General features: G+C 58.3%; 13 protein-coding genes. All 13 read left to right on the forward strand.

Annotation, left to right across the window (positions count from 1 at the left end; translation table 11 throughout):
* Positions 1-362: 362 nt before the first annotated feature.
* Positions 363-1592, forward strand: coding sequence for a DUF4236 domain-containing protein (locus tag NHL60_RS01490; protein ID WP_253448035.1), 1230 nt, complete (start codon positions 363-365; stop codon positions 1590-1592).
* Positions 1593-1724: 132 nt separating this feature from the next.
* Positions 1725-4991, forward strand: coding sequence for a DUF499 domain-containing protein (locus NHL60_RS01495; protein ID WP_133483952.1), 3267 nt, complete (start codon positions 1725-1727; stop codon positions 4989-4991).
* Between the two features lie 9 nt (positions 4992-5000).
* Positions 5001-5633, forward strand: coding sequence for a hypothetical protein (locus NHL60_RS01500; protein ID WP_133483953.1), 633 nt, complete (start codon positions 5001-5003; stop codon positions 5631-5633).
* Positions 5634-5755: 122 nt separating this feature from the next.
* On the forward strand, positions 5756-8947 hold the full coding sequence (locus NHL60_RS01505; protein ID WP_133483954.1) for a DUF1156 domain-containing protein: 3192 nt from the start codon (positions 5756-5758) through the stop codon (positions 8945-8947).
* 12 nt (positions 8948-8959) lie between these two features.
* Positions 8960-10354, forward strand: coding sequence for a DUF3696 domain-containing protein (locus NHL60_RS01510; protein ID WP_253448038.1), 1395 nt, complete (start codon positions 8960-8962; stop codon positions 10352-10354).
* A complete protein-coding gene (locus tag NHL60_RS01515; protein WP_253448040.1) occupies positions 10351-10893 on the forward strand; it encodes a hypothetical protein in 543 nt (180 codons plus the stop codon). Before NHL60_RS01510 ends, NHL60_RS01515 begins: the two co-directional genes overlap by 4 nt.
* Entirely contained in the window at positions 10886-11572 is a 687-nt protein-coding gene (locus NHL60_RS01520) for an RNA ligase family protein (protein WP_253448043.1), read from the forward strand. Before NHL60_RS01515 ends, NHL60_RS01520 begins: the two co-directional genes overlap by 8 nt.
* Positions 11573-11601: 29 nt before the next feature.
* On the forward strand, positions 11602-13302 hold the full coding sequence (locus NHL60_RS01525) for a DUF262 domain-containing protein (RefSeq protein WP_253448046.1): 1701 nt from the start codon (positions 11602-11604) through the stop codon (positions 13300-13302).
* 15 nt (positions 13303-13317) lie between these two features.
* Positions 13318-17088, forward strand: coding sequence for a helicase-related protein (locus tag NHL60_RS01530; RefSeq protein ID WP_253448049.1), 3771 nt, complete (start codon positions 13318-13320; stop codon positions 17086-17088).
* A gap of 188 nt (positions 17089-17276) precedes the next feature.
* Positions 17277-18167 (forward strand): LysR family transcriptional regulator, encoded by an 891-nt coding sequence (locus NHL60_RS01535; protein ID WP_253448052.1) that lies wholly within the window; start codon positions 17277-17279, stop codon positions 18165-18167.
* Between the two features lie 828 nt (positions 18168-18995).
* Positions 18996-19841 (forward strand): itaconyl-CoA hydratase, encoded by an 846-nt coding sequence (locus NHL60_RS01540; protein ID WP_253448055.1) that lies wholly within the window; start codon positions 18996-18998, stop codon positions 19839-19841.
* Positions 19841-21004: an acyl-CoA dehydrogenase family protein gene (locus NHL60_RS01545; RefSeq protein WP_253448059.1), complete on the forward strand. Its 1164-nt coding sequence runs from the start codon at positions 19841-19843 to the stop codon at positions 21002-21004. Before NHL60_RS01540 ends, NHL60_RS01545 begins: the two co-directional genes overlap by 1 nt.
* Before the next feature lie 186 nt (positions 21005-21190).
* Positions 21191-22396, forward strand: a complete 1206-nt coding sequence (locus NHL60_RS01550; protein ID WP_253448062.1) for a CaiB/BaiF CoA-transferase family protein — start codon at positions 21191-21193, stop codon at positions 22394-22396.
* The last annotated feature ends 16 nt before the right edge of the window (positions 22397-22412 follow it).

Consider the following 22412-nt stretch of genomic DNA (forward strand, 5'->3'; position numbering starts at 1 on the left):
ATCATTGCCGCCTTCGCTCGTTGCCAAGAGCCTTAGCAGGAGCGGAGCGGCAAAGGCTGAAAGGCAAAAAAGCCGGAAGGGAAGGGGGCTCAAGGGGAAGGGGCTTGCCCCTAAAGGCCGGGGAGAGTGCGGACGACAAAGGGAAAGGGCAAAGGCAAAGGGTTGCTGCCGGCGCTGGTCGTTTCTCACCCTGTCGTGGCGCCGCTTGCTTGAAGCGGCGCTGCAGAAAGAAACCGCAGCTTTTGCAGAAAGCCTCCTACCTAACTCACTGATTCTGCTGTTTTTGCACTATGCGCTTCCCCTACGTCGGCGCACCTGTGCAGAATGAAGCGCTGTCTGCATCTACCGACAAGGAGGTCGCCGTGGGATTTCGCTTCCAGCGCCGTATCACCCTCGCGCCGGGTATCCGCCTCAATCTGAGCAAGCGGGGCCTCGGGCTTTCGGTGGGCCCGCGGGGCGCGAGCCTCAGCGTGGGGCCAAGGGGCGTGCACGGCCACGCGGGCATTCCCGGCACCGGGCTCGCCTATCGCCAGAAGCTCAACGCCCGGAGCCGTTCGGCTGGGCGGGGAAGCAGCGGCGCCGGCCGCGCAAGCCCCGCGGGGAGCCTGGAGGCGCTGCTGGCTCAGGGCGAGTCGCTGCCCATCCGGCTGGATATCGACGGTGATGGCGGCATCCACTATGCCCACGGTGACGGCACGCCGATGAGCGACGACGAGGCCCGGGTGCTGCGGCGTCATGCCGGAGACTCTCTGCGCGAGCAGCTGGCTCAGCACTGCGAGCGCCTCAACGCCGACTTGGATCGCCTGGGGCGGCTCCACGAGGAGACGCCCCACCCGGATATCACCGGCTACGTCACCCGAGACTTCGCCGAGGCGCCGCCGGCGCCACCGGCGCTGCGTCAGCCCGCCGTGTGGCAGCGGCTGTGGCCCCCCGCCAGGCGGCGCGTCGAGGAGGAGAACCTGCGCCGGCAAGCGGCCTTTGATGAGGCCTATCGTGACTGGGAGTGGCGCAAGGCGACGCACGACGAAGCGGAGTTCGCACGCCACCTTCGTGAGGGAGAAGGCGTGCTTCACGACCCGGACGCCATGGAGCAGACGCTGCGTGAACGTCTGGAGGAGATCAACTGGCCCCGTGAAACCGCCATCGACTTCGACCTCGGCAGCGACGTTAGCACCATTGCCGTGGATATCGACCTCCCCTGTGAGGACGAGATGCCCGACCGCTACTGGACCATGCCCGCCAAGCAGATCAGGCTCACGCCCCGCCGGCTCAGCGACACCCGGCAGCGTGAGCTCTATCGAGATCACGTCCACGGCATCGCCTTTCGCGTGCTGGGCGCGGTGTTCGCACGCCTGCCCGCCGTGCAGGAGGCGAGAATCTCCGGCTATCGCCAGATCACCGACCAGGCCACCGGCGGTGAGCGCGACCAGTACCTGTTCAGCGTGAAGGTTACTCGCGAGCAGTGGAGCAGGATCCACTTCGACAGACTGGACCAGGTTGATCCGGTAGCGGCCATGGAGGCCTTTACCCTGCGCCGCGACACGACCAAGACCGGCATCTTCCGCGACATCGAGCCCTTCAAGCTGGTGTAGCACCCCGACTCTCAGTTCCCCTTACCCATCCGTCGCGGCTGGCGTAACATGGCGTGCAAAGAGCCATAAACGAGCCGGCCAGGGCTCCAGGCCTCGTGGAGGCAGCTCTGGCGCCACTGCAGGGAGCAACCGATGCGCGACGTTCTATCCACCTGTCAGCCACGCCCCGAGATCCTGGCGGGCACCTTCAACCCTGAGATCTTCACCGCCAGCCTGAGCAAGGTGCTGGGTGACTATCGTAAGGGGGAAGCTCGTGAGGGAGCCGTGTCGCTCTACTCCGATCCGGTGGCCTTTTTCCGCGATGCCACGCACCCGACCCAGGGGTTGTGCACCATCCTGGACAACGCCTTGGCAAGGCTGACCAACGGTGACCTGTCGCGCCCGGCCATGCAGCGTCTCGATACCGCCTTCGGGGGCGGCAAGACCCACACCCTGATCGCTCTGGCCCACGCCGCCATGCAGGGGCAGCCGCTGGCTGAGCACATGACCGGCATCCTCGCTCCCGAGCGCTTGCCGGCACCGGGCCAGGTGCAGGTGGTCGGCATTATCGGCGACACCGTGGATACCCTGCGAGAAACCGCCGGTGGCGCTTCGCCCAAGCCCAACACCCTGTGGTGGATGATCGCCCAGCAGACGCTTTCCACCGAGCAGCAGGCCTCCATCCAGTCGCGCCTGGATGACGCCTCGGCGCCGGCTTCAGATGAGTTCTTCGATACGCTGTTCGGCGACCGGCCGACGCTGATCATCATTGACGAAATCGCCCAGTACCTCTCGCGCATGGAGGCGGCCTTCCCGGGTGTAGGGGCCGAGCAGTCGGCGGCCTTCCTGATGTCGCTCTCCACCTATGCGGCAGGCAGAGCCAATGTCTCGGTAGTGCTGAGCCTGGCCTCTGCCACCAATGCCTTCGGCGATTTCAACAAACTGATCCGCAAGCTGCAGTCCACCCACAGCATGAGCTCGGCCGAGGCCGAGGCTGTGGTGCGCGAGGCGCAGCGTGGCGTGCTGGACGTGGTCAACCGAACCTCGGAGGCCACCACCCCGGTGCAGGAGGGGGATCTCTCTCGCATCATGGCCAAGCGCTTGTTTGTTTCCGTGGATCATGCGGCAGCTAGTGAAGTGGCCTCGGCATTTATCGAGACCTACCGCCAGGCTGGTACCGATCTTCCTGCCGGTGCCAATGACCCGCAGCTGCATGATCGTCTGGTGGCGCACTATCCGTTCCACCCCACGCTGATCGAGTTTCTCTCAGAGGAGCTGGCCCAGGTGGAGAGCTTCCAGGGCACCCGCGGCTTGCTGCGTACCCTGGCGCGCGCCGTGCGCCGTATCTGGGAGGCGAAGCTGGCGATTCCGCTGATCCAGACCGGCCATATCGACCTCTCGGACAGCACCATCCGCAACGAGCTGCTGGGCAAGACCGAGAACAGCGATCTCGTCCCCGTGCTGGATTCCGACATCAGCAAGGCCTCCGGCACCCAAGCCACCAGCCGCACTGTGGCTGGCGAGCTGGATGCCGCCAACCCTCATCCGGATGGCTACCCGGTGCATGAGTGGGCCTGGCGTGCGGTTTTCCTGCACAGCCTGATCGGCCGCGGCGGAGGCCTGCAAGATGAGAAGTTCGGTATCGACATCACCTCGGCGGTCTATGAAATGGCCTCGCCGGCCATCAAGCCCGCTACCGTGCGCTCGGCGCTGGAAACCATCGAGCGAGAGGCTAACTACCTGCGTGAGCGCAATGGGCGCCTCTACGCCGATACCGTGCCGACTCTCAACAACATTCTGCGCCGCATCGAAGGCAACGTCGCTCATGCCGAAGCGATGACGCGGGTCGAGCAGGTGGTGCGCAGCCTGATCAAGGGCTCCTCTGTGTTCGATGTTCACCCCAACATCGATGACAGCGAAGGCATCCCCGACAAGACCCCTAAGCCACAGCTGGGCATCCTCGCCTTCGAGGTGGAAGAGATGGACCCGGCGCGCTTCATCGAGCGGCGCGGTGACGCGGTGCGTCAGTACCAGAACCAGGTCTTCCTGCTGGCCCCCAGCACTACCCACATTGCGGGTACCACCTGGACAGAGTCACGCACCCACCAGGAGCACCGAACCCGGCAGAACATCCTCACCCTGGCGCGCAAGGCGATTTCCCTGGAGCGCCTCAAGGAGAACCCCGAGAACTGGGGCGTCAGCCATGAGCAGCTGCAGAAGGGCGAGTTCAAGGATCGCGCCGCCAAGAGTCCGGCCGAGCTGCGCACCGCCATCGATGAAAGCTACCGCTTCCTGATCTACCCGGGGCGTGAGGGCGGTCGCGTGGTGGTCCGCGATCTCGGTAAGCGGGGCACGGGCCCGACCGCGGGCGGCTCCGGCGGTATGCACCTGGAGGATGCCATTCTTAAGCAGCTGGCTGATGAGGGAGAGCTGATCACCGACGAGCGCGCCTCCACGGCAGAGGCCATCACTCTTTTGGGGAAGCTGTTCTTCGATAGCCTCAAGCAAGTCAACGTCAGCGACTTGATCGAGCGCTTCGCGACTCGCCGGAACTGGCCGATCCTGCAGCGACCGGCGCTATTGGCGACCGTGCTGGTAGAGGGTGCCAAGCGCAGCAGCTGGTGCCTGGGCCATATGCCCGACAAGAACAGTCACAAACCCGATGACCTTTACCACAAGGACAATCAGCCGCCTCTTACGGTGGAGCCGCTGGAGAACGGTGGGGAAGGCTGGATCCTCTGCACCAAGGAGCATGCCAAGCAGCTGGGCTGGCTGGAGAGCATTGTCCGCGACCCCAACACCGTAGGCCCTTGGGTAGAGCAGACCATCGAGAGCCGTGAGCAGGTAGATATCGCTCAATTGGAGCGATATCTGGAGCAGGACCATGACCGAGTCGATGGTCAAGTGCTTCAGCAACAGCTAAATAACCTGCTCGCTACGAAAAAGCTGGTCGCTTTTCCCAAAGAAGCTTTCGATGAAAATGGGGATGCGGACCCAGAGCAGGCAATGACCGGCGATACAGTGCCTCTTGGTGGCGTGTCAGACGGGATTGCTGTCACCTACCGATACGCGCAAGAAAGGGGGTGGTTGCTCCAACCCAAGGTTGAGGTGCGCAACTTTCTGCTGCGTACGCCCGAGAAAATCAAGCAGCTGTTCAACCTGCTCTCCGGCACTGGACTGGCCCAGTCGAAGACCGAGGTGCAGACTGTTCAGATCGGCGCGGAAACCCCTGATAAGGGCCGCTTTCAGCTGATCCTCGGCCCGACCACAGTAGGCGCCCTGGTCGAGAGCCGAGCGCTTTTTTCGGCGTTGAACAGCCGCCTGAAGTTCAACACCGAGCAGCATCAGGTACGCCTGACGCTGGGTGAGCTGGACCCGAACTGCAAGTTCACCAAGATGCTAGAGCAACTGGAAGGATAATCACCGCCGATGGCCACTACCGCAAAGAAGGCGGCCCCCCGCGCGCGCCGCAAGAGTCACCAGGCCGATGAGGCGCAGCTGGCTAAATTGGCCAAACGCTCACCCTATGTGCTGCGCCTGACGCGCCACAAGGACCTGCCGCCGCCGGTGCTGATCATCAAGGAGCGCATCGCCCCGGAGGACCGCGACGACATCGAAGGGCTCACCAACCCGCGCGCCAAGCACGTGGAGCGCGGCACCCTGCATGGTGATAGCGTGCGCGCCTGCCTGCCGGTGCTCAAGCGTATCCTGGAGGAGGTGAAGGATGAGCAAGGAATTCCTCTGGGCCTGGAGAGCTATATGTCTGCCCAGGGGCTCAAACGGAGTGATCTAAACTTCCCCCTGGATGAGGCCGCCGGCGCCCGCCTGGCGCTATTTTTCCGCCTGCAGAGCAAGGTGAAGGACGTCGACCGCATCGAGCTGATCGGCCGCCGGGTAGCGATGTTCTCCCGGGAGGAGGCCGTCTACTGGCTGGCCAACGTCACCACCGCCGACCCCGCGCTGCGCAGCTGGGCCACCAGCGGGCTGCGCATGCTGCTGTGTGGCGAGGCCGGCGACAAGCGGGTGCCACGCATCCTGGAGAAAGTGCGTGCCCGTGGCTGAGCACTGACACAGCAGCTGCTTGGCGGGTGTCGCCAGGCAAGCAAGGTAACTGGGCGCTTTGCGCCGCCGACATCATCAGCCAGGCCAGCCGCCTGGCTGTCGCTTTACAAGGAAGCAGCACCATGGATTTCAGCAACGACCAGCGCCTGATCGAAGCCGGCTTTCCCTGCCACCAGGTGGGGGCGGAGACGCGCCGTGAGCGCGATACTGGTAAGCAACCACCTACTTCTAGACTACATGTCTGGTGGGCGCGTCGTCCTTTAACCCCTAGCCGCGCAGCCATCTTGGCGTCCCTGCTGCCTGCCGATGCTGACCCCGAGCAGTTTATTCGTGATTTGGGGATCGTGCGGTGGCAGGCAAAGTTAGGCGAGCAGCGCTGGACTCTGGCGAGTGAAACCATAACCACGCGCATCCATCAGGAGGATAATGGCAGTTGGGTATTGCCCGTCGACAAGACTGTGCTCAAGGCAGTGGAAAAGGAGCAGCAGCGCCGTGAGGCCTGCCGCGAAATGGTCGATCAGCTGGAGCAGGCTAGCCCCGAATTTCAGCAAGACCCCGTGGTACAGGGCTGGAAATTAGATATCCAGGAGCTGCCCACCATGGGCGTCTATGTTGGAGCCAAGCTTGAAGTTTTGCCAGTTACAGCTGATCCAGCTGGCGTTACTGAAAAGCTTGAATTTGCCAAGCGAGCTGACGTCAAGAAAGCCCTTGGTAAAGCCATTCGCTGGGACCCGGAAGACTCCTACGGCTATTCCCGTGCCTTTGCCACGCCGATTCAGCCGCTGCCAGAGAGTGAGCGCAAGGTGGTGCTGGACCCCACCTCGGGTGGGGGGTCCATTCCCTTCGAGGCACTGCGCCTCGGCCATAAGGTCATCGCCAATGAGCTCAATCCAGTTGCCAGCGTTATTCTCAAGGCTACGTTGGATTACCCTGCTCGCTTTGGTGAAAGCCTGCTCGGTGATCTTGAGAAGTGGGGAGGCGAGCTGAAAAAAATAGTAGAGTCCAAGATGGCTCCATTTACCCCGTTTGGGAAAATTCCTGGCAATGAAATCTCCAAGCTGGAAGTGTGTTTGCAAAAAAACCCAGAACTAGTTGGGGAGTATACGGATGAATATGATCAGCAAGGGCTGCTTTATTGCAGACAGGTAGCCTGTCCTCACTGCGGAGGTGATGCGCCGCTGCTTAATTCCTTATGGCTGTCCAAGAAAGGGGAGTCATGTGGGGTGGCGATCAAGCCTCAGCCCGACAAGACAGTGCGCTTCGAGCCCTTTGAGGTGACAGCAGGCAACCGTGGACCCAACGGAGAAGACCTGGATGCTGGTACCGTAACCCGCGGTGTAGGCCAATGTGTTCACTGTCATCAGGCGATCTCGGGTGATGAAATCAAACGCCAGGCACGTGGCGAGTCTGAACATGGTAAGTGGCAGGATATTCTCTATGCTGTAGTGGGCGTGCGCATTGAACCTAAGCTGGACAAGCATGGCAATTTGCAGCGCTTTGCCTCAGGCGAGCGTAAGGGAGAGATCAAGACCCAGAAAGTACGCTACTTCCGTGCACCGACCGAAATAGATCTACAGGCACTGCAGTCGGCAGAGTGTGAGCTTGAAGAGCGGCGCGTGGATTTTGAGATGAAAGGGCTTGTGCCTAATGAGCCTTTTCCCCAAGGTAACGATATGCGTCCAATTAACTATGGGATGCCAACATGGGCGGATATGTTTACCCCGCGCCAGCTGCTTGGCCATCTGACTGCGATGGAGGCGCTACAGGATGCGAAGCCGAGGATTTTAGAGGAGCTTGGCAAGGAGCGAGGGTGTGCAGTTATTACATATTTGCAGCTCGGTATCGACAAGTTTGTTGATTATAATAGCCGGCAGACACGTTGGATTCAGCAGCGCGGCCAGGTCTCCGGGACTTTTGGGCGTCATGACTTTTCACTAAAGTGGACGTTTGGAGAGATGGTTTTTTCGGGGCCGTCATCGGGTTTTTCTTGGGCGCAGAAATCAGTTTATGAGGCTTTGAGTGAGATAATAAGGCTGGTTGATCCTGTCCATAAAATTCATGGTGGCGATACTGCTGGCGGCCTGATACAGTTTAAGGGAACTGCAGCTGACATTAGTGGATTGGAATGCTCTTCAGTCGATGCTGTTGTAATGGACCCTCCGTATTATGATAATGTCCAGTATAGTGAGCTTTCCGACTTTTATTATGTTTGGCAGAAGCGCTCACTAGCCGATCTCTACCCGGAATGGTTCGATGATGAAGTGACCGATAAAGCTTCTGAAGCTGTAGCCAATCCTGCGCGTGATGGTTCAGCCAAAAGTGCCAAGGCTCGCTACGAGGAGCTGATGCAGGGCATCTTTGCCGAGAGCAAGCGGGTGCTCAAGCAGGATGGCATCATGACGCTGATGTTTACCCACAAGAGCTCCGATGCCTGGGAAACTCTGACCAACTCCCTGATTCAAGCTGGTTGGGATATCACGGGGACTTATCCTGTCGATTCCGAATTCGGCGCGTCTACTCACCAACTCAATCTCGCCGCTGCGGCCTCCACCATCTTTATCGCCTGCCGCCCAGCGGATCGCGGTGATCGTGAACCCTCCAGTTGGGCCTACGAGGTCAAGGGCAAGCTGGAAGCTGCGGTACGTGAAGGTCTGGGCGAATTCGAGCGCCTCAAGCTCAACCCCGTGGACCGTATGATCGCCTCCTGGGGCCGTGCCCTGCGTGTCTACTCCGCCCACTGGCCGGTACAGGATGGCGACGATGAGGTGCCGCCCACCCGCGCCATGCAGGAAGCGGCTCGCGTGGTGGCAGAAGAAGAGGTCAGCCGCCTTTCCGGTGGCTTGGTCACCGTCGACGACCTGGACGCCGAATCTCGCCTGGCTGTGATCGCCCTCGGCATCAACGGCCTCGGCGACTTCGCCTTCGATGACGCGCTGCAGATGAGCCGCTCGCTCAACTTCCGCCTGCAGAATCGCAACGGCAACTACCGCGTCAGCGACGACATGGTGGCCTATGCCAACGTCGGCGAAGACGAGCGTGCCGCCCCGCTGGCCATCCGCGGCAACAAGTTGCGCTTGCTCAAGCCGGAAGAACGCGCCGCGGCCCGCCTGGAGAGCCCACAGACGCTGTGGGACGTGCTCGGTGGGCTGATCGTGACGCATCGTGAAGGTGGCATCGTCGCCGCGCGTAACTACCTCAGCGAGCATGGCAAGCGCGATAGCGACGCCCTGCGCGGCCTGCTCAAGGTGTGGGCCAAGGAGTGCCGCGACGATGAGCTCAAGCGCGAAGCCCAGCTGATCGACTACGAGCTGTAAGGAGAGAGGCCCATGCTCACTGAGCTGCGACTGCAGAACTTCAAGGCCTGGCGGGATACCGGGCCTATGCGCCTGGCGCCGCTGACGGTCATTTTCGGTACCAATAGCTCAGGCAAGTCGAGCTTGGGCCATCTGCTGATGGCTCTTAAGCAGACGGCGCTGCTGACCGATCGCAAGCGCTCCCTGCACCTGGGCGACGACAACTCGCTAATCGATCTGGGCACCTTCGAGGACTGCCTGCATGACCACGATCTGAACCAGGCGCTGGGCTTCTCGCTGAGCTGGAAGAGCCGCAAGCCACTTGAGCTGAACGACATCCTCAATCCTGACCAGACCTTTTGTGGCGATGAGCTCACACTGGAGGCGGAGATCGCGGCCAGCAAGGCACAGCAGCCCGAGACGCGACAGTTCTCCTACTCCCTGGGCCAAGGTGATGACGAGGTGCTCAAGGTTCGGCATGGGCGCCGTGACGGCAAGGCATTTCTCAAGTGCGATCCGCTGCGGCTGGTGCATGCCCAGGGCCGGAACTGGGGCGTCGAATCGCCGGAGAAGTTCTACCGCTTCTCGGACAAGACGCTGTCGCGTTACCAGAACGCGCACTTCCTGACCGACTTCGTGCTGGAAGCCGAGCAGCTGCTGGAGAACTTCTACCACCTCGGTCCACTGCGCAGCCCGCCCAAGCGTGTCTACCCCTGGTCGGGTGATACCCCGCCCGATGTGGGGGCCGAAGGTGAGCTGACCATTCCGGCGATACTGGCCGCCACCCAACAGGGGCGGCAGCTCAACCGCGGGCCCAAGCAGAAGTATCAACCCTTCGACGCCTTTATCGCCGGCTGGCTGAAGAACTTGGGCATCATCCATGAGTTCAAGGTCGAGCCCATTGCGAAAGGGCGCAAGGAGTATGAGGTGCTAATCCAGGCCCATGCCGGTGCGCCCTGGGTGAAGCTGACCGATGTCGGTTTTGGTGTCTCGCAGATCCTGCCGGCCCTGGTGCAGGCCTTCTATGCCCCCCCACACTCGGTGCTGTGGATGGAACAGCCGGAAATCCACCTCCATCCGCGCGTTCAGGCTAATCTGGCTGATGCTTTCATCAGCGCAATCCATGCGCGAGAGAACGGCGAGAACCGTAACACCCAGCTGATCATCGAAAGCCACTCCGAGCACTTCCTCAACCGCCTGCAGCGGCGCATCGCCGAAGGTGAGGTGACGCCCGATGAGGTGGCGGTCTACTTCGTGACGCGCAATCGTCAGGGTGCCCACCTGGAGCCGCTGCGGCTCAACGAGTACGGCGACATCGAGAACTGGCCGGATGACTTCTTCGGCGACGACATGGAGGACATCACCCAGCGGGCGCTGGCTGCGGCACGCAAGCGCAAGGCCAGGAAGGCACAGGAGGCCGGTGCATGAGGCGAGCCGTGGTCGATACCAACGTGCTGTTGGTCGCGAACAGTGACCATGCGGATATCTCCGAGGAGTGCGTGATCACCTGTATCGAGGCGCTCGATAGCCTACGCCAGGGTGGGGTCACGGTGATCGATGACGAGTGGCACATCCTGAGCGAGTACCATCACAAGCTGAACCCGAACCGGGGCCAGCCGGGGCCAGGCGATGTCTTTCTCAAACATCTGCTACGGCAGCAGGCTAACCCCAAGCACGTCGCCGAGGTGTCGGTTACCGAGAGCGCCGATGACTGGTTCGAAGAATTCCCCGACCATGCGCTGCAGCGCGAATTCGACCCGCCGGATCGCAAGTTTATCGCCGTGGCGGCGGCCGATGCTGAGAACCCGCCCATCCTCCAGGCCGCGGACTGCAAATGGCTAAACTGGTGGGAGCCGCTGTCTCAGGCTGGCGTGCACTTTCGCTTCGTCTGTCCCGGTGACGTCGAGCGCTTCTACGCGCAGAAGTTTCCCAACCAGACCATGCCCGAGTTTCCACCAGATGAATGACTTCTTCCGTTTCCCCCACACCCCGCACCTTGCCTGGCTGGGAGAGGGGGAGCCCCGCGACGATAAGCTGCTGGACCCTCCTGAGGCAGAGGCACTGCTCGCGGGCGAGGTGCTAGTGGAGGAGAAGCTGGATGGCGCCAACCTGGGCATCTCCTGGGGGGATAACGGCCTGCTGCGTGCCCAGAACCGCGGGGCCTACTTGGAGGCCCCGTTCCGCGGGCAGTTCTCGCGCCTCAACCAGTGGCTCATGCAGCACCTGGCCAGTTTCCAGGCTCACCTGCCCGAGCATGTCATCCTCTTCGGCGAGTGGTGTGCCGCACGCCACTCCCTCGACTACGCCAGCCTGCCGGACTGGTTCCTGGTCTTCGATGTCTACGACAGCCAGGCCCGGCGCTTCTGGAACCGGGAGCGGCGCAATGAGCTGGCCGCGCGGCTCGGCCTGGCTACCGTGCCCCTGTTGAAGAGCGGGCGCTTTACTGCCAGGGAGCTGGAAGCGCTGGTGCGCAATGGCCGCAGCGGTTACCGGGAAGGCAAGCTGGAAGGCATCGTCATCCGTCAGGATGGCCCCGAGTGGTGCGAGCGCCGCGCGAAGCTGGTGCACCCTGACTTCGTCCAGCAGATCGAGGAGCACTGGCGCTCCCGGGCGCTGGAGTGGAATGAATTGGCAGCACAACAATAGTTAATAATTGGATAAGGAGTACGCAAGGGATGAGCACAATCAAGGGAAGCGACCTAAAGCTGCACAAGGTCTTGTCTAGTGACTATGAGTTTCATATTCCGGAGTATCAGCGACCCTATGCCTGGGAAGTAGAGCAGGCAGAGGAGCTTTTCGAGGACCTATGGACCTTCATGGAACAGGAGGACAAGTCAGAAGAGTACTTCCTGGGTAGCATTGTGCTGGTCAAGGATGACAAGACCAATCGTGCTGATGTTGTCGACGGCCAGCAGCGGCTGACCACGTTGACAATCCTGCTTTCGGCTATTCGGGATCGGCTTCAAGGTAATGGTAAGTGGGGAGCCGCCTTCGACAAGTACATCATGGAGCCTGGCGATATTACATTGGATCTCGAAGAGAAGCCTCGGTTATGCCTGCGTTCCCGGGACAGCGAATTCTTCAGCCGCTATGTGCAAAACCCGGGCGGGATGGCCGAACTGGCCAGTCTTGATGTCAGTCGCTATCAGGATTCTCAGCTGAACATCATTCAGAACGGTAGCTACTATATTGATCGACTTGCCAACCTCGAGGAGGAGCAGGTGGGTCGCTTTGGTCAGTTTATTATAAGAAATTGCATCCTTGTCCTCGTCTCAACGGAGAGCTTCAAGTCAGCCTATCGGATCTTCTCCGTAATGAATGATCGAGGGCTGGACCTCGAGCCATCGGACATCCTCAAAGCCAATATTATCAGCGGTATCGGGGAGCGTGAGAGAACTCAGTATACCGAGCGCTGGGAAGATGCCGAGATCCGTTTGAGCCGCCGAGGCTTCAATGACCTGATAGCTCATATTCGAATGATATTCCGAAAAGAGAAATATCGTCGTTCAGTGCTTGATGAATTCAATGACTATGTGGTGAAGGCGGTTCCTGGCAGCAAGACTCTGATGGATGAAGTCATCCTCCCCTATGCCGATGCTTTCGAGGTGATCAGAAACCAGTCGTTTGTCAGCTCAGAGAGGGCTGAGAGCATCAATGAGCTGTTCAGTTGGCTTCATCGCGTCAACAACATGGACTGGGTTCCAGTTGCCATGGAATTTGTGCGTCGCTATGAGGGTAATACTGAGGCTCTAGAAAAGCACTTGGTCATGCTAGAGCGCTTGGCGGCCAGCATGTTCATTCGCGGCGTTTATGTGACTCCCAGGGTTGAACGCTACGGGCGGGTGCTGACCGAGTTAGAGGCTGGAGTGAACCTCCTAGATGAAGGCTCTTCCCTTGACCTCACCCCTCAGGCGCAGAGGGAGACCCTTGAGCGGCTGAATGGTAACGTCTATGACTACCCGGCACTGTTGCGCATGTACATCATGCTGAGGATGGACTCTTTCCTTGCGGCAACGACCGTCAGCTACAAACACAAGACCACGACGATCGAGCATGTGTTGCCTCAGAATCCGAGCGAAGGTTCCCAATGGTTGGAGAATTGGCCCGAGGAGGAGCGTGAGGAGTGGACGAACAGGCTGGGAAATCTGGTTCTTCTGTCACGTCAGAAGAATTCGGAAGCATCGAATTACGACTTTGATCTCAAGAAGCAGAAGTACTTCCAGACGCGCAATGGGGTCTCACTCTATGCCTGTTCGACGCAGGTCTTGAACCACCAGCGCTGGACTGAAAAAGAAGTGAAGACAAGACAGCACGACTTGCTGAATGTCTTTTCCAGCAACTGGAAGCTCAAAGGTCTGGATCTCGTCACCCGCTAGCGCAAGGAGGCCACCATGCCATTACGCGACTACCCCTGGGAGCCCAGCTACGCCACCTCTGATATCCGAGACGATGGCAAGCAGGTGGATGTGCTGCACGACTTCTATATCCCGGCGCTGAACCGGGCGATGCGCTACGACCGTGTCGCCGGCTACTTCAGCTCTTCGTCACTGGCGGCCGCGTCTCAGGGTTTTTCGCGCTTCATCGAGAACGGTGGGGAGGCGCGCTTCGTGGTCGGGATGCAGCTCGATCCCGATGATGCGGCAGCGATCCTGCAAGGCGACGAGCAGCGTGCCAGCCAGGCCATGCTGGCAGAGCTGGCATCGAGTCAACAGTGGCCTTCTGCCATGCGACATGGTGTCGAGCTGCTGGCGTGGATGGTGGCCAATGGCTACCTCAGCATTCGCGTTGGCCTGCGGGTGCATGCCAAGGATGGATCACCGCAACCTCTGGATTACGCCCAGGATGGCTACCTCCATGAGAAGTGGGCGATTCTCGGCGATGGCCAGGATGAGCTTTACATTTCCGGCTCGCTCAACGAGTCCAGGACGGCGCTGGCTATCAATGCCGAGAACATTAATGTGCATCCGTCATGGGAAGACTGGGGGAGAAAGGCGATCCCTCAGAAGCACCGTAACTTCAAGGCGCTGTGGCAGGGCAACCATCCGGCGATCAGGACCTTTTCACTGCCCGAGGCGGTCGAGGCCGAACTGGTGAAGATTGCCCGCAACGCCGGCAGCCTGTTTGAGATTGATGGCACGCCGATGAGTACTCACCCGAGGCAGGTGAGAGAGAAGGATGAGCTCACACCGAGCTTTGCCGAGAGGCTTCGCTTCGCCATGCTGCGACTCGCGCCCCTGCTGCCGGGCGGGGAGCGTGTCGCCATCGAAACCACGCCCATCGAGCCCTGGCCGCATCAGCGCTTCGTTGCCAATCGCCTGCTGGAGACCTACCCCCGCAACCATCTGCTGTGTGACGAGGTAGGCCTTGGCAAGACCATCGAAGCCGGGCTGGCCTTCCGGGCTCTGTGGCTGAGTGGCCGTGCCAGCACCATCCGGGTGTTTGCGCCGGCCTCGCTGACCTCGCAGTGGCTGGTGGAGATGGCCGAGAAGTTCTATCTGCCTTTTGTCAGGCGCACTAGCCGCAAGGGGCGCTGGGAGCGTATCGACCTGCTGGATGGCGAGCCGGAGCAAGGGCAGGGCCAGATGTTCGATGCACCGCTGGAGATCATCTCGACTGGATTGGTGATCAACCGCCACGGCGGTAGGCTGCTGGCCAATCTTCCCGAGACCGACCTGGTGCTGGTGGACGAGGCCCACAAGGCCCGGCGCCAGACGCCTGACAACCAGACCGTCATGCCGCGCTTCAACAAGCTCTACCAGGAGCTGCAGGGTGCGCTATATGGAAAGTCGCGTACTCTGCTGCTGGCCACCGCCACGCCGATGCAGCTCAACCGCGTGGAAGCCTTCGATCTGCTGAAGCTGATGCCTTCCGCCGGGGCTGTCCAGTTCTCCGAGGATCTGTGTGAAATCTTCTACCGGGTGCGCGACAAGCTGATCCACCAGGAGCCGATGGCTCATTATGAAGGCGAATGGCTGTGTCGCTACCTGAACAATGTGCGGAGCTCTTCTCCGGAGCAGTGGCACTTCGTCAATGAGCATGTGCTGAGCCCGTTCGGTAAAACTGGACTGGAGGACTTCACTGATCGTTCATTGGAGCCGATGATCTGGGATGAGGTGCAGCCGGCGCTGAGCCTGTTGGCACCGCTGGGGCGCAGCATGCTGCGGCACACACGCTCGCTGCTGCGCGCCTATCAGCGTGAGGGGCTGCTTAACGCCAACCTTGCCTGGCGTGAGGTTGCCCCCAGCATCATTCCGCTTGGCGGCGTCGAGCGGGAGGTCTACGACCAGCTGCAGGAGTACTGCGCCGACCTGGCAAGTCATATGGCTGCCAACATGGAGGAGGGCCGGCAGCGCGCCGCCATCGGCTTCTACCTGAGCTTCTTGCGGCTACGCTTCGCCTCGTCCTTCCATGCGCTGCACTGCTCACTGAAGCGACGCCTGGACAAGATCCAGCAGACGCTTGACCACAAGGCGCAGCAGGTCGCGACCACGGATGGCTCACGTGAAGAACTCGAAGAGCTGAGAGACGATGAGGTGGAAGGGTTGGTGCTTAAGCACCGCACAGAGAGTGACCTGACCTGGGAGCAGGGCGCCGTGTCGCGGCTGATTGCCACCATGGACAAGCTACCCGCCACGCCGCGCAAGATGCGTCAGCTGCTGGAGCATATCGACCAGCGGCGCATCAATAGCAGCGACCGAGTCCGTCAGCTGGTGCTGTTCACGCGCTACACCGACACCATGGATTACTTGCACGAGGAGCTGCGCCGGCGGCTGCCCGGCTGCCCGATCGGCACCTTCTCCGGCGCCGGTGGCACATTGCGTCGGCCCGGTGAGTTTCGGCCGGAACGGATGGACCGAACAACCATCAAGCAGCGCTTCGTGGCGGGCAACATCGATATCCTGCTGTGTACTGATGCGGCCGCCGAGGGTCTCAACCTGCAGAGTGCCGATCTGCTGATCAACTTCGACCTGCCCTGGAACCCGATGATGCTGGAACAGCGAATCGGCCGTATCGACCGCATCGGCCAGCATCACACGCAAATCCAGGTGCTGAACTACCTCTATCAGGGCAGCGTGGAGGAGGTGGTTTACTCACGTTTGGTCAAACGCTTCCGCGAGGCGCTGACCGTCTCGGGTGAGTTGCAATTCTCGCTTTTGCCCATCCAGCCCGAGGATTTCGAGGACTACGCCAAGGCCGAGGGGGAAGAGGGCAAGATAGACGAGGAGGAGCTGATTCGCCGCGCGCAGGAGCACGCGAAGCGGATCCAGGAGCGCCAACAGCTCACCGAGTTCAAGGCCGAGGAGCAGAAGGCCGCCTACGAGCACCTGGAGGCACAACAGCGGCGTGAGCCGCTGCCGGCTTCACTGGAAAGTATCTGGCGTATCATCAGCGAGAGTGACTACCTGAAGGCATTGGGTGGTGGGATCGAGAGCTTCGCTCATGGTGATGCCTTCCGTCTGGTGGACGTTCCAGGCGTACCGCGCGACGTGCTGCTGACTACTTCTCGTGAACTATTCGAGCATGGGCTGGGTGCCGACGACCGGCGACGCCTGCATTTCGCCACCTACGGTGACCCCGTCTTCGAGAACTTGCTCGACTACATGTTGCAGCCCTTCGCGGCCGTGCTGGCGGCATGGCATGCGCGCAAGCCACTCTCGGCACTGCAGCTCGGTGGCCAACGCTGGGCGACCACGGATGACCTTCTGGAGGGCGAGCTGCCTGAGAGTGGCGAGATCGAGCTGGTGCCTCGGGCGCAGCGGGTGCCGGGGCGTCAGGATGATCGTGTCGGCCGACAGCAGAAGGTGATGCTTGACGCCGCGGCCGCCAGCCTGGCCGAGCAGAAGCTCAAACCCACCCCGGATACTCCCAATAACCAGATAGCAGAACTGGACCGGTTCCGAGGCGATGTTAGCCAGCGCCATGGCCAACGAGTGCACCTCAAGTTCGATGCACCGGATCGCAATGGCATGCTGGCCTTGAAGGACACGTTGCTATGGCCCGTTCGTGAGAAGGCTGCCGGTCTTCAGGTCGATGCCGACCCTCTGCTGCTCACAGCAACGCGAGACGTGATCTACCGCCAGCTGGGTGATATGAAGAAGGACAGTCGCACGGGACATGAAGTGGCGAGGAGATTGAGAGAGTCGGCTGCCGGCATGCCGTGAGTTGAGGAGCGGTGGCCGATTATGGGTACTAGTATACATGCGAGCTATAGTTCTTCTCAAAATTGAAATATTGGAAGAAATTAATTGGCGTGATGAGCCATTGGAGGGGTGTAAGGTGTGTAGCGCTACTCCTTAGTTTTTAACTTGTGTGAGAAATCGAGGGTTTGGAAAAATGGAGTTATTTCATTATGCACTTTGATATTCCTGATCTTAGGCTTTTTATTTTTGTGGCAGAAGAGCTTAGTCTTACTGGTGGAGCTAGGAAGGCTAGTGTTTCCACTGCCGCTGCAAGTACGCGAATTAAGTCATTAGAAGGCCAGCTTGGTAGCAGGCTTTTTTATAGGGGTAGTCAGGGTGTAGAGCTAACGCCTGCAGGTGAGAAGCTTCTTAAACATGCTCGAACAATTATGCGGCAAGTGGAGTATGTTAAAAGTGACTTTTCGTCCTATTCTAATTCAAATGTTGGCCATATAAAAATATTTGCCAATACAACTGCAGTCACTGATTTTATGCCAGAAGTTTTAGCTAGGTTTTTAGGTGAGCGTCCTGCAATAAGTATCGATCTTCAAGAAAAGCTTACAAATGATATATTTAGAGGGGTTCTTGATGGGGCGGCAGACTTTGGGTTAACCTCGGGGGAGATAAAGATAAAGGGCTTAGAGGTTCTGCCATTTAGTTTTGATAGGCTGGTGGTCGTTGTTCCTTTGGGGCATGAGCTCGCAGGCAATGACATGGTGGATTTTTTTGATACACTCCACCATCCTTATGTGGGCTTGCACGAGGGGAGTACATTGCTTCAATTTATGAAGGCTCAAGTCAAGGAGGTAGGTGTTTCACTTCCATTAAGAATCCAGGTCTATGGATTTGAGCCGGCTTGCCGGATGATTGAGGCTGGTGTGGGCATCGGTATTCTTCCAGAATCAAGCGCAGCTCGCTATCAAAAGACAATGGACGTTCAGATTGTCCACCTAAGCAACGATTGGGCCTCTAGGGAAAGAGCTATTGTGGTTCGTGAGTATGAGACACTTCCAGAAGCTAGCAAAGAGCTAATTAAAGAGATAAAAGATTATTTTTCATGATTTTGGCTGTTTTTTGGCTCTTCGTCGTTTCATGTGGGTTTTGACTGAACGAAAAGGCAGCCCACCGGGCTGCCAGTCAGGTAGATCATAGCGATTAAGTTGGCCTTTCTCCGGTCGGCGCGTGACCTTACCACTTGGAGCAGGGGGTTCATCCCTTTCAGTCGTGCGCTCGTCAGTCCTGGTATCTAGCGCCTGACCACCGGTCGGAGTGACGCACCAGTATCTCGATGGCCTTCCCCATCGGCTTCAGGAGAAGCTTCTTAGAGCCCCCGCCTTCATGACATTGAGGTGGTTTTTGATGCGCCATTAACAAGCGCTCGTGGCTTGTATCCAGTATAGTTTCTCCTTGATCATCCAGGCATCGGAGTTGGCGCTCTGATCGGTCACAAGGTCCCGCGCTCCTTCTTGAGCACCTCCTCCAGACGCTTGGTGAAGGCCTACACGATATGGTGATCACGCCGACGACGGAGGAGAACGAGACCTCACACGCCACTGAACCTGTCCCGACGAATACAGACTGGTGGGTCATTTCTGATGGGCATTTACAGCATTGTCCGGGAGCTAAGGGAAAGATCATTACCAGTAATTCTTGACATTTCATGAGCACGATTTTTGCTTGAATGCAGGGCTTGTGTCTAGAGGCTGGGTGCTGCCATGGGTAAGCCGTCATCGCATAGGTCATTGATCCGTAAGAATAAAAATTAGGTTCATGATTGAGGGCAAGGGGGTTAGGGAAATCGGAAAGCCCCGTTACAAATTTATAAATTTACCTCTGTGAAAACTTTTAGCATTCTATACCTCAAGGTGGTTATAAAAATTGAGGATGTTATGGAATTGGCTGAAAATAAAGCTTATGAGATGTTTGTGGGTAGAAAAGAAGTTAGTTTCGATGATATTTCTCCTTCGCTTGTTAAGCGAGTAGAAAAAACCTTTGGTGAGGGAGGTGTTCGTGAAGGGGAGAGTCTACCTTATCTTTGGCATTGGGCATTTTTCCAGGAGCCTGTAGAAGAAAGCGAATTAAACGTAGATGGTCATCTGTCCAAAGGTCAGCTTTTCCCCGCTGTTACAGGGAAAGTTCGCATGTGGGCAGGCGGAAGAGTGAGTTTTCTAGAGCCGATAAAGGTAGGCCTGGCTGCAAGACGAAGCTCGACAGTTTTGTCAGTTGAGGAGAAGCGGGGAAAATCTGGCGATCTTCTGTTTGTTACAATTGAGCATGTCATATCTCAAGGTGAAAGTGTGTGCGTGCGAGAAGAGCAAGATATTGTTTACAGAAGCCCCAGTCCTCCTAGGTTAAACACCTCTCTTTCGATTCCTGAGATTGAATGGAAAGAAAGTTTTCACCCTTCATCGATCATGCTATTTCGCTATTCTGCAGTAACTTTTAACAGTCACCGGATTCATTATGACTATCCCTATGCAACGCAGCAGGAGAACTATCCAGGCCTTGTGGTTCAGGGGCCCATGGTCGCAACGCTGCTGTTGCGTAGCTTCACTCGCCGATTTCCCAATAGGGAATTAAGGTACTTCTCTTATCGCGGTCTCAGACCGCTCATTGCTGATGTTGACTTCGAGGTTGGAGGTGCAGAACAAGACGGTCAGCGGTGTACGCTTTGGGCTTTTAATGATCATGGGCCAGCGCATCAGGCGGATATTTACTATCAGGAGAGTTTCTAATGTTTTCTCATGACCAAGAGTCTATCGAAGCCATTCGCGATGGTGTGCGAGGACTTTGCGCAAATTTCGATGACGCCTACTGGCGCACCGTAGATGAAAAGAAGGAGTTCCCAGAGGAATTTGTTTCTGCCTTGACTGAGGCGGGGTGGCTAGCTGCTATGATCCCTGAGGAATACGGTGGCTCAGGCCTAGGGCTGACCGAAGCCTCTATAATTTTGGAAGAGGTCAACCGTTGTGGTGGGAACTCTGGCACGGTTCACGGCCAAATGTACAACATGTTTACATTGTTGCGCCACGGTAGTGAGGAACAGAAGAAAAAGTATCTACCCAAGATTGCCGCCGGCGAGCTGCGTCTGCAATCAATGGCGGTAACCGAGCCCACCACGGGAACCGATACCACTAAGATCAAGACTACAGCGGTACGTCAGGGTGATAAGTACGTAATTAATGGGCAAAAAGTTTGGATTTCTCGTATCCAGCACTCTGACTTAATGATTCTTCTGGCCCGTACTACCCCCATCGAACAGGTGACCCGTAAGTCGCTTGGCATGTCGATCTTTCTCGTCGACCTTCACCAGGCCATCGGTAATGGCATGACCGTTCAGCCGATCCCTAACATGGTCAACCATGAGACCAACGAATTATTCTTTGACGACCTAGAAATCACGGCCGATAGCCTGATCGGTGAGGAAGGTATGGGCTTTCGTTACATTCTCGATGGCCTCAACGCCGAACGGGCCCTGATCGCAGCCGAATGCATCGGCGATGGTCGCTGGTTCATCGAGAAGGCAAGCCGCTACGCCCGCGATCGCGAGGTGTTTGGCCGCCCTATTGGCAAGAACCAGGGCGTGCAGTTCCCTATCGCTCAGGCGCATATCGACGTCGAAGCGGCCGACTTGATGCGCTGGCGGGCCTGCTATGAATACGACCATGGTCAGAATGCAGGTGCGAGCGCGAACATGGCCAAGTACCTAGCAGCAGAAGCCTCCTGGAAAGCGGCGAACGTCTGCCTCCAGACACACGGTGGATTCGGTTTTGCTTCAGAATACGATGTTGAGCGAAAGTTCCGGGAAACACGCCTATACCAGGTGGCACCCATCTCCACTAACTTGATTCTCTCCTACGTAGCTGAGCACCTGCTCGAATTACCACGTTCTTTCTGAAGAAAGTTTTACTCCCGTAGGTCAGGGGAACAGCACTTCTGACGGTCATGTGCTTTCAAAGTGATAGGCTCTCTGTGGCCCGCGGGAGACTTTTAGTAATACTAGTAGAATAGCTAGACTAATTGTTTCTAGTGCGACGATATGGTGCCGAGCGTCCTAGGTCGTAGCTCGAGGAGAGTAGTCAGTATGCAACATTTATCATCCCCGTCTCGCCCCCTTGACGGCATCACTGTAGTCAGTCTTGAACATGCCATCGCAGCTCCTTTTTGCACCCGGCAATTGGCCGACCTTGGTGCTCGAGTGATCAAGGTTGAGCGTCCTGAGGTGGGTGATTTCGCCCGCGGTTACGACGAACGCGTCAATGGCCTAGCATCTCATTTCGTATGGACCAATCGTTCGAAAGAGAGCCTGACCTTAAACGTCAAGGCTGAAGAAGCCGACACTATCATGCAGAAGTTACTTGTGCGTGCCGACGTTTTGGTTCAGAACCTCGCCCCTGGCGCCGCGGCCCGTCTAGGCCTGTCATTCGAGGCCCTCCATGAGCGCTTTCCCCAGCTGATTGTCTGTGACATTTCAGGCTACGGTGGCGACGGCCCTTATCGGGACAAAAAGGCTTACGATTTGATGATTCAGAGCGAGGCAGGTTTCCTGTCTACGACGGGCCTGCCTGGTGAAGAGGGCATGGCCAAGGCGGGCTGCTCCATCGCAGATATTTCGGCCGGCATGTACGCTTACTCCAGTGTGCTATCAGCTCTGCTACTTCGAGAACGCACCGGGACCGGAAGCCATATCGATATCTCGATGCTGGAGAGCCTTGTCGAGTGGATGAGTTATCCGATGTACTACGCCTACAATAACGCAGAACCCCCAGCGCGTGCCGGCGCTTCTCATGCCACTATCTATCCGTATGGGCCTTTCCCAGCAGGTGATGGCCATTTCGTGATGCTGGGATTGCAGAATGAACGAGAATGGCAGGCTTTTTGTGAGATCGTCCTGGAAGATGCTGCCTTGGCCAACGATGCTCGCTTCACAAGCAACTCGAAGCGCTCGACCAACCGTGATGAACTGCGCGCGCTGATCTGCACGACCTTTGCAGCCCTCAGTGCCGAACAGGTCATCGCCCGGCTTGAACAGGCCAATATTGCTAATGCCCACATCAATAACATGCAAGGCGTGTGGAAGCACCCTCAGCTTAAGGCACGCCAGCGGTGGGTCGAGGTTGCGACTTCAGTTGGTAGACTCCCGGCGCTGCTTCCCCCGGGGCGGAGCAATGCTTTCACGCCGCAGATGGCCGCTGTACCTGCTCTTGGTGAACATAGCGTGCAGCTCCTTGGGGAGCTGGGCTTCAGTGATGAAGCCATTACTGACCTGAAGACCCGAGGCGTGATTTGAGAAACGAGGGGGATGC

Source organism: Halomonas sp. Y3, assembly GCF_024137965.1.
In the GTDB taxonomy this organism is placed as follows: domain Bacteria; phylum Pseudomonadota; class Gammaproteobacteria; order Pseudomonadales; family Halomonadaceae; genus Halomonas; species Halomonas mongoliensis.